General features: G+C 56.5%; 14 protein-coding genes and 2 tRNA genes. 9 read left to right on the top strand and 7 right to left on the bottom strand.

Annotated elements, in window-relative coordinates; translation table 11 throughout:
* Positions 1 to 4: 4 nt before the first annotated feature.
* Complete coding sequence (gene gltX / locus AC2FEB_RS18170; protein ID WP_496884248.1) at positions 5 to 1,405, top strand: glutamate--tRNA ligase; 1,401 nt, start codon at positions 5 to 7, stop codon at positions 1,403 to 1,405.
* Positions 1,406 to 1,526: 121 nt separating this feature from the next.
* Complete coding sequence (gltA, locus tag AC2FEB_RS18165) at positions 1,527 to 2,822, top strand: citrate synthase (protein ID WP_496676403.1); 1,296 nt, start codon at positions 1,527 to 1,529, stop codon at positions 2,820 to 2,822.
* 129 nt (positions 2,823 to 2,951) lie between these two features.
* On the opposite strand, the gene AC2FEB_RS18160 is transcribed toward gltA, so the two are convergent.
* Positions 2,952 to 4,019, bottom strand: coding sequence for a PA0069 family radical SAM protein (locus AC2FEB_RS18160; RefSeq protein ID WP_496676405.1), 1,068 nt, complete (start codon positions 4,017 to 4,019; stop codon positions 2,952 to 2,954).
* Between the two features lie 274 nt (positions 4,020 to 4,293).
* Here AC2FEB_RS18160 and AC2FEB_RS18155 point away from each other — a divergent pair, with 274 nt between their 5' ends.
* From AC2FEB_RS18155 to AC2FEB_RS18145, 3 genes are all read left to right on the top strand, one after another.
* On the top strand, positions 4,294 to 4,992 hold the full coding sequence (locus tag AC2FEB_RS18155) for a corrinoid protein (RefSeq protein WP_117868841.1): 699 nt from the start codon (positions 4,294 to 4,296) through the stop codon (positions 4,990 to 4,992).
* 146 nt (positions 4,993 to 5,138) lie between these two features.
* The gene (locus AC2FEB_RS18150) at positions 5,139 to 6,176 is read left to right on the top strand and encodes a Hint domain-containing protein (RefSeq protein ID WP_496676408.1); all 1,038 of its coding nucleotides are present in this window, start codon (positions 5,139 to 5,141) and stop codon (positions 6,174 to 6,176) included.
* Between the two features lie 77 nt (positions 6,177 to 6,253).
* Positions 6,254 to 6,913, top strand: a complete 660-nt coding sequence (locus AC2FEB_RS18145; RefSeq protein WP_299893660.1) for a DUF1638 domain-containing protein — start codon at positions 6,254 to 6,256, stop codon at positions 6,911 to 6,913.
* Position 6,914: 1 nt separating this feature from the next.
* Here AC2FEB_RS18145 and AC2FEB_RS18140 read toward each other — a convergent pair whose 3' ends face one another.
* Positions 6,915 to 7,325 (bottom strand): SufE family protein, encoded by a 411-nt coding sequence (locus AC2FEB_RS18140; protein ID WP_117868838.1) that lies wholly within the window; start codon positions 7,323 to 7,325, stop codon positions 6,915 to 6,917.
* Between the two features lie 139 nt (positions 7,326 to 7,464).
* On the opposite strand from AC2FEB_RS18140, the gene AC2FEB_RS18135 reads away from it, so the two are divergent.
* Positions 7,465 to 7,995: a hypothetical protein gene (locus tag AC2FEB_RS18135; protein WP_117868837.1), complete on the top strand. Its 531-nt coding sequence runs from the start codon at positions 7,465 to 7,467 to the stop codon at positions 7,993 to 7,995.
* Positions 7,996 to 8,001: 6 nt separating this feature from the next.
* On the opposite strand, the gene rnd is transcribed toward AC2FEB_RS18135, so the two are convergent.
* The 3 genes from rnd to purM form a co-directional block, all read right to left on the bottom strand.
* Positions 8,002 to 9,159: a ribonuclease D gene (rnd, locus tag AC2FEB_RS18130; protein WP_117868836.1), complete on the bottom strand. Its 1,158-nt coding sequence runs from the start codon at positions 9,157 to 9,159 to the stop codon at positions 8,002 to 8,004.
* Positions 9,160 to 9,273: 114 nt separating this feature from the next.
* On the bottom strand, positions 9,274 to 9,870 hold the full coding sequence (purN, locus tag AC2FEB_RS18125) for a phosphoribosylglycinamide formyltransferase (protein WP_496676414.1): 597 nt from the start codon (positions 9,868 to 9,870) through the stop codon (positions 9,274 to 9,276).
* The gene (purM, locus tag AC2FEB_RS18120) at positions 9,867 to 10,913 is read right to left on the bottom strand and encodes a phosphoribosylformylglycinamidine cyclo-ligase (protein ID WP_496676416.1); all 1,047 of its coding nucleotides are present in this window, start codon (positions 10,911 to 10,913) and stop codon (positions 9,867 to 9,869) included. Before purM ends, purN begins: the two co-directional genes overlap by 4 nt.
* A gap of 107 nt (positions 10,914 to 11,020) precedes the next feature.
* Here purM and AC2FEB_RS18115 point away from each other — a divergent pair.
* Positions 11,021 to 11,097 (top strand) — tRNA-Ile (locus AC2FEB_RS18115).
* A 53-nt stretch (positions 11,098 to 11,150) separates the two neighbouring features.
* On the opposite strand, the gene AC2FEB_RS18110 is transcribed toward AC2FEB_RS18115, so the two are convergent.
* Positions 11,151 to 11,708, bottom strand: coding sequence for a hypothetical protein (locus AC2FEB_RS18110; RefSeq protein WP_496676418.1), 558 nt, complete (start codon positions 11,706 to 11,708; stop codon positions 11,151 to 11,153).
* 96 nt (positions 11,709 to 11,804) lie between these two features.
* The gene (locus tag AC2FEB_RS18105) at positions 11,805 to 13,124 is read right to left on the bottom strand and encodes an ATP-binding protein (RefSeq protein WP_496676420.1); all 1,320 of its coding nucleotides are present in this window, start codon (positions 13,122 to 13,124) and stop codon (positions 11,805 to 11,807) included.
* Between the two features lie 44 nt (positions 13,125 to 13,168).
* Between AC2FEB_RS18105 and AC2FEB_RS18100 the strand changes: the two genes are divergently transcribed.
* Together AC2FEB_RS18100 and AC2FEB_RS18095 are read left to right on the top strand one after the other, a co-directional pair.
* Entirely contained in the window at positions 13,169 to 14,083 is a 915-nt protein-coding gene (locus AC2FEB_RS18100; protein WP_496676422.1) for an MBL fold metallo-hydrolase, read from the top strand.
* A gap of 76 nt (positions 14,084 to 14,159) precedes the next feature.
* A tRNA-Asn gene (locus AC2FEB_RS18095) sits at positions 14,160 to 14,234 on the top strand.

Raw genomic sequence — 14,234 nt, 5'->3', positions numbered from 1 at the left:
CACCATGTCCGACCAGGTCGTCACTCGTTTTGCCCCCTCGCCCACCGGTTTCCTGCATATCGGCGGCGCGCGGACCGCGTTGTTCAATTGGCTTTATGCGCGCGGGCGTGGCGGCAAGTTCCTGCTTCGGATCGAGGACACGGACCGCGAACGCTCAACGCCTGAAGCGACCGCCGCGATCCTTCAGGGCATGGAATGGCTTGGACTGGACCACGATGGCGATGTCATCAGCCAATTCGAAGGGGCTGCCCGTCACGCCGAAATCGCGCATCAGTTGCTGGCCGAGGGCAAAGCATACAAATGTTTCTCGACACAGGATGAAATCGCTGCATTCCGTGAACAAGCACGGGCTGAAGGGAAATCAACCCTGTTCCGCAGCCCGTGGCGAGACGCCGATCCTTCGACACATCCGGACGCGCCTTTTGCTATTCGCATCAAGGCGCCTCAGGACGGGTCGACCGTGATCCGCGACCAGGTTCAGGGCGACGTGAGCATCCACAATGATCAGTTGGATGACATGATCCTTCTGCGGTCGGACGGAACACCCGTCTACATGCTGGCAGTGGTTGTGGACGATCACGATATGGGTGTTACCCACGTGATCCGCGGTGACGATCACCTCAACAATGCCGCGCGGCAGATGATGATATACGAAGCAATGGGCTGGGACGTTCCGGTCTGGGCACATATCCCGCTGATTCACGGGCCTGATGGCAAGAAACTGTCCAAACGCCACGGTGCACTTGGGGCGCAGGAATATCAGGCCATGGGTTATCCCGCCGCCGGAATGCGAAATTATCTGGCCCGGCTGGGCTGGAGCCATGGTGACGACGAGTTTTTCACAGATGAACAGGCAAAGGAATGGTTCGATCTGGATGGGATCGGCAAGAGCCCCGCGCGGTTCGATCTGAAAAAGCTTGAAAACCTGTGTGGACAGCACATCGCAATCTCGGATGATGCTGCGCTGCGGCAGGAGATCGAAGCTTATCTGACCGCAGCAGATCTGAAGCCCCTTACGGAAACACAATCCAGTGATCTGGAACGTGCGATGTATTGCCTCAAGGATCGGGCCAAAACCTTCCCAGAACTGATTGAAAAGGCTCATTTTGTATTGACAAGTCGACCAATCGTTCCGGATGAAAAGGCAGCAAAGGCACTGGCATCTGTATCCGATGGTATACTGACGGAATTGACGCCGCAGCTGCAAAATGCTAGCTGGTCGCGGAACGAACTGGAGGAGGCCCTGAATTCCTTTGCCGAGTCAAAGGAGCTCAAGTTCGGCAAGCTGGCCGGTCCGCTGAGGGCCGCTCTGGCGGGTCGTGCCGTTACGCCTTCGGTTTTTGACATGATGCTTGTGCTGGGACGGGAAGAAACCCTGGCGCGGCTTTCTGAAGCAGCGAAATAACCCAAGTTTTATAAACGGGTAACGCTGCTCCGCTAACACCCGGACTGCGCGTCCACGCGCAGTCGTTGCCCGTATCACCGGAGGTTTCTCTGGCGTACGCATGAATGAAGAAGGGACAACCATGACTGAAAGCAACAAAACAGCCACTCTGACCGTTCACGGCAAAGAGTATGAGTTGCCTATTCATTCTCCGACCGCTGGTCCGGATGTCATTGATATTCGAAAACTATATAGCCAGGCTGGCGTTTTTACCTACGACCCCGGCTTCACTTCGACCGCAAGCTGCGACAGCACCATCACCTATATCGACGGCGAAAAAGGCGAGCTGCTGCACCGCGGTTATCCGATCGACCAACTGGCCGAGAAATCGCACTTCCTCGAGGTCTGCTATCTTCTGTTGTACGGAGAGCTGCCGGCGGCGAGGGATCTGGAGAAGTTCGAAACCACGATCACCCGACACACCATGCTGCACGAACAGATGCAGTATTTCTATCGTGGTTTCCGTCGTGACGCACATCCGATGGCCATCATGGTTGGTGTAGTCGGCGCGATGTCGGCCTTTTATCATGATTCAACTGATGTCGCCGACCCGCGGCAGCGTGAAATTGCATCGCATCGTCTGATCGCCAAGATGCCGACAATTGCTGCGTGGGCATATAAGTACCATACAGGTCAGCCCTTCGTATATCCGCGCAATGATCTGGACTATGCGTCTAACTTTCTGCGCATGTGCTTCAGCGTCCCTGCCGAGGAATATGAGGTCAACCCGATCCTCAGCCGCGCCATGGACCGGATTTTGACCCTGCACGCGGATCATGAGCAGAATGCTTCGACATCTACAGTACGTCTGGCCTCGTCGTCGGGCGCGAACCCGTTTGCCTGTATCGCCGCTGGTGTTGCCTGCCTTTGGGGTCCTGCCCACGGTGGCGCCAACCAAGCGTGCCTGGAAATGCTGGAAGAGATCGGCACTGTTGATCGCATTCCCGAATATATCGCACGGGCCAAGGACAAAGATGATCCGTTCCGCCTGATGGGCTTTGGCCACCGTGTCTACAAGAACTTCGATCCACGCGCCAAGGTCATGAAGCAGTCGGCAGACGAGGTTCTGGATCTTCTCGGCATTGAGAACAACCCGAAACTTCAGGTCGCCAAGGAGCTGGAGAAGGAAGCACTGGAAGATCCGTATTTCGCCGAGAAAAAGCTGTTCCCGAATGTCGATTTCTACTCGGGCATCATCCTCGAAGCGATGGGTTTCCCGACTTCGATGTTCACGCCGATCTTTGCCCTGTCGCGCACCGTTGGGTGGGTCAGCCAGTGGAAAGAGATGATCGCAGATCCTCAGAACAAGATCGGGCGTCCGCGCCAACTGTATCTAGGCGAAACACTGCGCGATTACGTCGATATCGAAAATCGCTGATTGGCGCATGTAAGCAATCTATTCCAAAGGCCCCGGTACAACCGGGGCCTTTTTTTTGGGTTAGAGCAATGGAAGTTCGAAAAACGGTATTCAATCGTAAGGCAGCACAATAAATTGGGGCGCATGACCTCAGAACAGGCTCATCTGATCTCCGGGCTGCGGTGGCACCGCAAACAGGTCGCAGCGCAACGGGGCCGACTTTACGGACAACCCCAGACGCTTGCAGGACTTCGAAAACCTTTGAGCGATGATTCCCGCGTACTCACCCTCGCCCCGCATTCTGTGACCCCAACGCGGATCGTAATCCCGCCCACCATGCATTTCCCGCAGTTTGGACATGATCTTTTCCGCTCTTGAGGGCTCATGGCCGGCAAGCCAGTCCTGCCAAAGCTGCGAAACCTCACGCGGCAAGCGCAACATGATCCAGCTGGCGGCATCTGCACCGGCTTCTTTTCCGGCTTCCAACAGGTTTTCCAGTTCATGATCCGTCAGTCCAGGCACAATGGGTGATGTCATCACACGCACCGGAACACCGGCTTCGGTCAGTGCCCTGATCACACGCAAACGACGAGGCGGTGACGGCGCCCGAGGCTCCATGCGGCGGGAAAGGTCAGCGTCCAGAGTGGTCAGTGAAATACCAACGCGCACCAGCCCCCGACCGGCCATGTCGGCAAGCAACTCAAGATCGCGCTCAATCAGAGCTCCCTTGGTGACGATTGCAACCGGATGGTTAAATTCACGCAGCACCTCAAGACATGCTTTTGTAATCATATGCTTTTTCTCAATCGGCTGATACGGGTCTGTATTTGTACCAATTGCAAGCGGTGCCACTTTGTAAGACTTGGCGGACAATTCCTTGCGCAGAACACTGCTCATGTTGGGCCGCGCGATCAGACGAGTTTCAAAATCCAAACCGGCAGACAGGCCCAGATAGGCGTGGCTTGGCCGCGCAAAGCAGTAAACGCAGCCATGTTCACACCCTCGATACGGGTTGATCGAACGATCGAAGGGCAAATCGGGGGATTTGTTGTAGGTAATAGCGCTGCAAGCAAACTCTTCACGCGTCTCGGTTCGAAGAAATGGCAGTGCCTCGGCGTTATCCCATCCGTCATCAATTGCCTCGGTGGCGAAGCGTTCGAACCGACCAGATTCGTTCGACGCTGCGCCTCTTGCCTTGATTGGTTGCGTTGCACTCATAACATTCACTTGTTCGCTATTTGTTCTCATCTCGAACATAGGCACACTAAAGGGTTTGCGCAAGCAATCCCAAATCTCCAGCCAAAGAGAACGAGATGAAGGGAATACAGGATAATCTTGCAGACTTTTCTATCGAGCCACCCCATTTTTTGTCTTATAGGTCGGTCCCGAAACGACCGACGTCGCAATCGTCACAGTCAGGATGCGACGTTTTGGCCAAAACGGAAAAAATGCCACCACGGGCCGATAGCCCGCCCAGCACAGGGAATACCCCATGTCCGACGAAGAAGACATCGTCCTGTCCGAACTGAATGACGACGAACTGGTCGAGCAGATGTTCGACGATCTCTATGACGGCCTGAAGGAAGAGATCGAAGAAGCCACCAATATCCTGCTGGAACGGGGATGGACGCCTTATGACATTCTGACCAAGGCTCTGGTCGGTGGCATGACCATCGTGGGCCATGACTTCCGCGACGGCATCCTGTTCGTGCCCGAGGTTCTGCTGGCTGCGAACGCCATGAAAGGCGGCATGTTCATCCTCAAGCCGTTGTTGGCAGAAACCGGCGCACCGCGCGTCGGCAAGATGGTCATCGGCACCGTAAAGGGCGACATCCACGACATCGGCAAAAACCTTGTGTCGATGATGATGGAAGGCGCAGGCTTCGAAGTTGTCGATCTGGGAATCAACAACCCGGTCGAAAACTATCTGGAAGCGCTGGAAAATGAACAACCCGATATCCTGGGTATGTCCGCCCTGCTGACCACCACCATGCCCTACATGAAAGTGGTCATCGACACGTTGGTCGAGCAAGGCGTTCGCGACGACTATATCGTTTTGGTCGGCGGCGCACCGCTGAATGAAGAGTTCGGCAAGGCCATCGGCGCAGACGCCTATTGCCGCGACGCTGCTGTTGCAGTGGAAACCGCCAAGGAATTTGTTGGCCGCAAGCACAATCAACTGGCTGGGTAAGACCCGTAAGATCCTGATTGAAAGGCCGCCCGATCCAGGGCGGCCTTTTCGATTCAGGGGCGTTTCTTCATCAGACGATGAGGATAATCCGATTTTAAACGAAATCGGGTCCAAAAAAACGAGGCATCCTAATCCAAGGGGGTCTCGTGCCAACTACGTTCACAGTCATTTCGCTCGGCAATCTTGCCGATACCGACAGTTCCGAAGGCAACACCATAGCCGAGAACGCCTCGGCGCTCGTGGGGCGAACCTTTGGCGGATCGGACGAACCGCTGGCTCACGACAGCGCCACCTGGAGCGCGGTCGGCAATCCGGGTTCGATCTACAACATGAACAACATGTCAGCCAATGATCGGTTTTCGATCGATGGCGGGCCGCCGCAGCCATTCGATGGCACTTCGATTTACAACGCCACGATCACCTATTTTGATGGATCAACAACCAAGATTACCGCAGTCGTGGCGCAGGATGTGGATGGCAACACCTATCTGATGCCGGAATTCTCGGACAATTTAGACCAATCAGCTTTGGAGGCTGGCCCTGTCCGCTCGATCACATTCAACAGTCTTGCCGGAAACCGGTATTCAGGCCTGACAGCCCGTCGCGAGGATTGGGACCTGGTTCCCTGCTTTACACCCGGTACGCTGATCCGCACTGATCTGGGCGAGCGGCCGATTGAAACCCTGTCCCTTGGCAACAGGATCGAAACCCATGATCATGGGCTGCAAACCCTGCGCTGGATGGGACGGCGATCCGTCAAGGCAACGGGTCCGCATGCGCCTGTTCTTTTCAAAGCTGGTGCTTTTGGAAACACGCGCGATCTTCTGGTGTCGCAGCAGCACCGCATGCTGATCAGGGATTGGCGTCTTGAGCTACATACCGGTCATTGCGAAGCACTGGCACCTGCCAAACATCTCGTGAATGGGTCTGACATCGTTCTGCGACCCGGAAGGATGGTGACTTACATCCATTTGCTGTTCGACCAGCATGAGCTACTCTGGGCACAAGGGTGCCTGAGCGAGAGCTTTCACCCCGGCGCGCAAATCTGGAACAGTCTCGACATTGCCGCACGGCAAGAAATCCAGTCGCTGTTTCCGGACCTGTCGCTGAATGGCATTGCTGCGTACGGACCGCTGGCCCGGCCCCTGTTGGCGGCGTTCGAGGCGCATGCGTCGGCGGCCTGACATGAGATGTCGGATCGGGGCTTGCCCAATGGCCGCAATCATCCTCCTATGGAAACAGCCCCGAAGGATGCCAACTGATGTCAAACGAATCTCTGCCAGATGATGCAAGCCTGACCACAAAGGGCTATGACGATGTGGGCAAGGGCAGCATCCTATTGATCGCTTGCGGCGCTCTTGCGCGGGAAATACTGGACATCAAAACGCGAAATGGCTGGGATCACATGGCTCTGACCTGCCTGCCGGCGATCCTGCACGTTCACCCGGAACGGATCACGCAGGCCGTGGAAGACGCAGTGGCCAAGCATCAGGGCAATTTTGACAAAATCTACGTCGTGTACGCCGATTGCGGGACCGGAGGTCTGTTGCAAACGGCCTGCGAGAAACTGGGGGTCGAAATGGTGAAGGGACCGCATTGCTATTCCTTCTTCGAAGGGAATCAGGCCTTTCAGGACCGTGGAGAAGACGAAACAACGGCCTTCTATCTTACAGATTTTCTGGCCCGGCAATTCGACGCTTTTGTCTGGAAGCCCCTTGGATTGGATCGCCACCCGGAACTGCGTGACATGTATTTCGGGAATTACACCAAACTGATCTATCAGGCCCAGATCGACAGCCCGGACCTGACGCAACGCGCCCGCGAATGTGCAGACCGAATGGGACTGGAGTTCGAACGCCGGTTCACCGGTTACGGCGATCTGGAAAACACGTTATCAGACTGGGCAAACCGCCCAAGATGAATCAGGCATTTTCCTGTGCGACCTGTCGGATGCGTTCGATCATCGACCGCAGACCGTTTGAGCGCTGAGCGGACAGGTGGTCGTTCAGCCCAAGGCGTGCCAGTTCAGCCCCTGCATCGACTTTGGGAACTTCGGCTACCGGCAACCCGTTGTACAAAGACCGAAGAACAGCGATCAGCCCGCGCACGATCAGTGCATCGCTGTCGCCATCAAACTTGAAGACACCGGACTCAATCATCGGATGCAGCCAGACCTGACTGGCACATCCATGCACCTTTGTCGCCGGAACCTTGAACGCGTCGTCCAGAGGCTCCATCGCCTTGCCCTGCTCGATGACATGGCGATACCGGTCTTCCCAATCCTCGAGAAATTCGAAATCCTCGACAATCTCTTCAAAGGCGGGCGTGGCCATGATGCGGTGGTCCTTCGGTTACATTCATAATTGTGACGTAAGCCGACGACCAGCTACTGTCCAGCCCCCGCGGTGGCTTTTCAACGCGAAGAAATTGCGCTAACCCATTGCCTGAACTCGTGTGAAAGTCTGTGGGTCCATGCAAAAATCTCTGTCCGTTCTCATCATCGCCACGCTGACCCTGACTGCCTGCAGCAGCTGGCGTGATTCTCGGGTAAACCCGTCGAACTGGTTTGGATCCAGCAGATCTGTCGATGCCGATACCCCACGCGATCCGAATGCCGCCGACGCACTCGTTCCTCAGCAAAGCGAAGGTACCGGTCTGTTTTCACGCCCCGATGCCGAAGACACCAGCATTCCAATTGGTCAGATTGACGAGTTGCGCATCGACCCAACACCCACCGGCGCGATCATATATGCGTCCGGCACGGCTGTCCGACAGGGGGCGTACGATGCGCGTCTGGTTCCTGTTGAATCGGACGAAAACCAGAAAAAAGGAACACTGGAGTTCGTATTCCGCGTGACCTACCCCAGCTATGAGACACCGCAAGGGTCAGAGCGTACACGGATGGTATCAGACGCCATCAATGTCTCGAAACAGGAACTGGAAGGTATTCGTCTGGTCCGTGTGGTCGGGCAACAGAACGCCCTCGAATCACGGCGCCGGTAAGCGCCGTTAAAGCGTAACCACCTTGACCGACTGCCCTTTGGCCGCCAAGGCAATTTTTCCTTCACACAGCTTGAGCGCGTCCTCGCCGAAGACCTCGAACCGCCAACCGGACATCGCCGGAAGATCGCGCTCACCGGCCGCGATCTGATCCAGTTCCGAGCTTGTGGCGATCAATTTCGCCGCCACACCAGAGCTTTCGGTTTTGGATTTAAGAAGAACCCGCAACAGGTCTGACAGTGCCGGGTTGACCTTGAGCTTGTCGCGCGAATTGTCGACCTTCGGTAATTTGTCGGCCGGGCAATTCACACCACGCTGGACTGCGGCCAGAATACCTTCGGCAATCGCTCCTTTGCGGGCTTCGCGCAGCAAAAGGCGGGATCCGCCCAAATCCGAATGCGTTTTGGGTTTGGTCGAAGCCAACTCAACCAACGCATCGTCCTTGAACACACGGTTCCGGGGCACGTTGTTTTCCTGTGCGTAGGCTTCGCGAAACTGCGCCAGTTCGCGCACGATAGCCAGAAACTTGGCCGAGTTCGTACGCGTCTTTACCCGTTTCCAGGCCTCTTCGGGACGGATGTCATATGTGGCGGGCTGTGTCAGCGTCCGCAGTTCTTCGGCAACCCAATGGCTGCGCTCTGTCTTTTCAAGTTCTGCGGCCAGGTATTCATAGATCCCGCGCAAATGCGTCACGTCTGCCAGAGCATAGTTTTTTTGAGCATCAGTCAGAGGACGACGGGACCAGTCGGTGAACCGAGAAGTCTTATCAACGCCCTGCTTGCAGATTTTCCGGACCAGAGTTTCATAGCCAACCTGTTCGCCAAAGCCACACACCATCGCTGCGACCTGTGTGTCAAACAGCGGCTTGGGAAAGACGCCGGCTTCGACCCAGAATATCTCAAGATCCTGACGGGCAGCATGGAACACCTTAACCACGTCTTCGTTCCGGAACAGGTCATAAAGCGGTTCAAGCGACAGGCCATCGGCAAGCGGATCAACCAGAACCGCGCTGTCTTCATCCTCGGACGGGACCGCCAATTGCACCAGGCACAATTTGGAGTAATAGGTCCGCTCGCGCAGGAATTCGGTATCAACTGTGATATAGGGATTGTCTGCAGCGGCCTTGCAGAAATCGGCCAGCTCTTGCGTCGTCGTCAGGGTTTTCATGCGCCGTACTAGTATCGCTCTTGTTTTTGTGACTGCCCGTTATTGTCGTCGTCCCGAGCGTTGTCGACGACCATAGGCCGATTTTTATACGGGTGTAAATCACCCAGAACGTGTTCAGGGCAACAGGACTGGCGACCTGTTGCCTTCTGCAAAGCGCCGCAACACTTCGGGGTACAGTTTATGCTCCCACACCAACACCCGCGCAGCCAGCGACTCTGGTGTATCTTTCGTTTCAATTGGAACCCGCGCCTGGCCCAGAATCGGACCGTCATCCAGCGCCGCCGTCACCTCATGCACCGAGCAGCCGTGCTCTGAATCCCCGGCCTCAATCGCGCGCGCATGAGTGTGTAACCCTTTGTATTTGGGCAATAATGAAGGGTGAATATTCAGCATCCGGCCTTGAAATCGGGACACGAAATCTGCTGTCAAAACCCGCATGAAGCCAGCCAGACAGACAATGTCAGGCTGCGCCTCTTGCAGGGGCTTCAGAAGCTCGGATTCAAACGCGGTGCGATCCCCCCTGAACGGGCAATGATCAACCACTGCGGTCGGAATGCCACGGTCCGCAGCTTTTTTCAGCCCGCCAGCCTGCGCATCGTTGGAGAGCACCAAACAAGGCCGCGCCGGATGATCTCCGGTCATGCTGTCGACCAGCGACAACATGTTCGACCCGCCCCCGGAAATCAGGATCGCGACGCGCTTGTGACTCACAGCAGTTTGCCTGAATAGGCAACACCGGGCGCTTCGGTGACGGTACCGATCCGAGCGACGGTTTCACCAGCTTCCGTCAACAGGGACGACAGGTCATCAGCCTTGTCCGCAGCGCACACGACAATCAGGCCGATGCCGCAATTGAAGGTCTTGAGCATTTCCGCCTCTACGATGCCACCGGTCTCTGCCATCCAGTTAAAGACGGGCGGCAACCGCCAGCTGTCCAGATCGATCTCGGCCCCTAACCCTTCGGGCAGCACACGCGGAAGATTTTCGGTCAATCCACCGCCGGTGATATGCGCCAGCGCGTGTACATCACCCGCACGAACCGCAGCCAAAGCCGGTTTTACGTAAAGGCGTGTGGGCGTCAGAAGTGCCTCACCCAGGATCCCCTCACCAAAGGGCGACGGCGAATCCCAGCCCAGACCGGACAGCTCGACCAGCTTACGCACAAGCGAATAGCCGTTGGAATGCACCCCGTTCGAGGCCAGACCCAACAACACGTCCCCGGATTGAACGCCCGCAGGCAGATCTGCGCCGCGTTCCATCGCACCAACCGCAAAACCGGCCAGATCAAAATCTCCATCTGGATACATGCCCGGCATCTCCGCGGTTTCACCACCGATCAAGGCACAGCCGGACTGCGCGCATCCGTCGGCAATCCCTTCGATGATCCGTGCCGCCGTATCGGTATCCAGCTTACCGGTTGCGAAATAGTCGAGGAAGAACAGCGGCTCGGCCCCCTGGCAGATCAGGTCATTGACGCACATGGCCACCAGATCGACCCCGACTCCGTCCACGACACCAGTATCGATCGCGATCCGCAACTTGGTGCCCACACCATCCGTCGCACCTACCAGGATAGGGTCTTGGTATCCGGCAGCCCTCAGATCGAACAGTGCGCCAAATCCGCCCAGGCCGCTCATCACACCGGGTCGTTTGGTCCGCTTGGCGGCGGGCTTGATCCGATCGACCAGGGCATTCCCCGCGTCGATATCCACACCTGCATCGGCATAGGTGATTCCGTTTTTACCCGCTGTCATGTTCGGTCCCTCAAGAAAGCTTTGCGGGCGGGTTATTCGATTGTGGCGTTTGTTGCAACGGTCAGGCTTGACGCGGCTGTTCACCGTGATACCCAAGGCGCCTAGGCGGGCCTGTAGCTCAATTGGTTAGAGCAGAGCGCTCATAACGCTTTGGTTGGGGGTTCGAGTCCCTCCGGGCCTACCATTTCGCCGAAACATCGGGATCAGCTTTTATCGCCTGCACGCGAATGCGTTGCCTCATTCACTCGACTCTTCGATTCCGAAATACGCGTCGAACTTTTCTTGTGTCACTTGCCACTCAAAGGAATTGCCGTCGCGCCCACCAAAGCTGTAATTCTCGTGACTGCCGGACAGGTCCGGATCTTGATGCACCGCAGCCAAATACGTTTCAAAATCCGCAGGATCGACCCAGAACGAAGCATCCATGATCATCATGTAATAGTCGAAGGCAACAGGTTCATCGAACTTGCCAAAATCATTCTGCAAATAGTCCAGCATTTCAGCACAAAAAATCGCCATATTGGCACGCACCTGAACCGGCAGCGGCGCAAGATCCTCGTCGCCATCAACTACTTCCTGCTGCGACGCGTACCACAACTCGGACGCCAGCGACTCAACAAGGTCGGACCGCAACCATTTCAGACAGGTATCGCCTGAACCGATAAAGCCGATCAGACGTTCGACCCGTCTTTCATCGGTTTCTTCATACCACTGCCAAAGTGGCAGCAAGGCCGCAATTGTTGCGCAACCAACGAACCCCTTTTCGGCCAGTTTTACGAATCCTGCGATAACCATCTCATGCGTCCCCCAAAAATGAAAAAAATATGGGAACAGGATGCCATGGACAGACAAATTAGCAAAATTGAATTCAATACACAGACATAATGGGATTTATCGGCCTATGATTACATCCGCGCACAGCCCGCCCAGACGTTCGCTTTTGCCCAGACGCAAAGTACCGCCGTGCGCGCGTGCGACATCGGCCACAATCGCAAGACCCAGGCCAACGCCACTGCCCTGATTCTGATTGCGTGCCGGGTCGAGACGCGTGAATGGCTTGACCGCTTCAGTACGCTGGTCCGCCGGTATACCGGGGCCGTCATCCTCAACGCGGATTCGCATCGATTTCGCGTTCAGAAACAGGCTGACCTCGGCCCGGCTGCCATAGCGAACGGCGTTTCCTATCAGGTTTTCGACCGCCCGGCGCACAGCCATGGGGCGCAGCATGACTGTACCCTGCCCTTCGACCGCAATCAGGTCTGCCTGATGACCAGTCCGTTTCGCGTCACCCACGATCTGGCGGAGAAATTCATCCGGTCGGACCTCTTCCGTCGATCCTTCGGCGGCCCCACGCGAAAATTCCAGAAACGCATCCAGCAAGGACTGCATTTCAGTCACATCCTTTTGCAATGGTGCGGCCTCATCTTCGGGCAACATCGACAGTCCAAGCTTCAGACGAGTCAACGGAGTACGCAGATCGTGACTGACACCAGACAGCATCAACGTCCGCTGCTCCATCTGGCGTTCGATCCGGGATCGCATATCCAGAAACGCGTTACCCGCCGCGCGTACCTCGATTGCTCCGCCGGGTGAATACGGAACGATTCGCCCCCGCCCGAATGCCTGCGCCGCATCGGCGAGGCGCGTAATGGGACGCAATTGGTTTCGCATGTAAAGAAACGAGATCGTCGTCATGATGACCGCAAAGAACACCATGGTGACAATCAATTGATGCGGAGCCGCAGGCGACAATCTGCGCCGATCAAATGTCAATTGCAGCAGGCCCAGATGCGTATCCAGGTAAACCCGAGCCTCCTTGCTGCTGGGCAAAGCGACGGCGACGAGATCGGGCAGCCAGAGATGTAGTTCAGATTCGACCTGTGGTGCGATGAAGTCATACCATCGCCGCGCGCCGATCGCAGGCTCTTCGTTAACGCCAAGAAATCTGGCCTTCATCTCAAGGGCCTGCAAATCGGGACGAATCGACGCCAGCGCCTGTTGTTGTGTTTCCGCGCCCTCGATCATTGTCGTGATCAACGTCACCTCACGGGATGCCGCGCGCGTCATCTGGCCGGTGACATCCTCAAGATGCTTTTGAAGGAAAGCGATACCCACGACCAGCAACAGCACGATCACAGGCAAAACCAGGATCAGCGCCGCCCGGGCGTAAAGACTGCGAGGCATATAAGGTTTGAGCCAGTGCGAAGACATGCGCTAAACCTAGCGGGCTGCCCGGACAAGAGGAAGAGCACAGAATGCCATCACCAGATGATTTCAATCCACCCGTTGGAAAACCCGAGGAACTGCACCCGGGTTTGCGGCGTATTCTGGCCCCGAATCCCTCTCCGATGACTTATCGTGGCACCAACACATACCTGCTGGGTGATCGCGACATCGCGGTCATCGATCCAGGCCCAGCAAGCGAAGCACATCTGGGCGCGATTCTGGATTCCTTGGCGCCGGGTCAAAGGATCAGCCATATCATTGTCACACATACGCATGTGGACCATTCACCTCTGGCGGCTCCGCTGGCGGCGCGCACGGGGGCAGAGATTTATTCCTATGGTGGGCCCGAGGCAGGACGCAGCGCCGTCATGACCGATCTTGCCGCGCAGGGGCTGACTGGCGGCGGCGAAGGCATCGACAGCACGTTTCGCCCGGATGTCGAAGTGGCGGACGGTGAGTTCATCAATGGTGACGGATGGCAGCTCGAAGTCATTCACACTCCGGGCCATCTGGGCAATCACATTGCCTTGGCCTGGCAGAACATCTGTTTCACAGCGGATCATGTCATGGGTTGGGCCAGCTCGTTGGTGTCCCCTCCGGATGGTGATCTGACCGACTTCATGGCTGCCTGCCATCGGCTGCGCGCGCGCGACTGGTCGGTTTTCCACGCGGGCCATGGTGCACCGATCACCAGCCCTGCCGAACGTTTGGACTGGCTGATTGCGCATCGCCAGACCCGCGAGGCCCAGATCCTTAGCGCGTTGGAAGATGCAGACGGGACAGCTCGGCATCTGGCTGAGCGCATCTATACGGATACGCCAGCGGCATTGTGGCCAGCGGCCGAGCGAAATGTTTTCGCTCATCTCGTTGATCTGACTGGGAAAACCAAAGTGGCGCCCATTGGCCCACTGTCGGTTGCATCTGTTTTTCGACGGTTTCTCTAAAACAGCAAAAATTTTTGATCGTTCTCTTACTTAACCACTGGACGTCTGGAATCGGGGTTGCTATACGCGCCTCAGTTCCGGCGTAGCTCAGCGGTAGAGCAGTTGACTGTTAATCAATTGGTCGTAGGTTCGATCCCTACCGCCGGAGCCA

This window comes from Ruegeria sp. YTSC106, assembly GCF_059609765.1.
The sequence above is the reverse complement of the archived record's forward strand: the minus strand, read 5'-3'. Positions and strand labels throughout refer to the sequence as shown.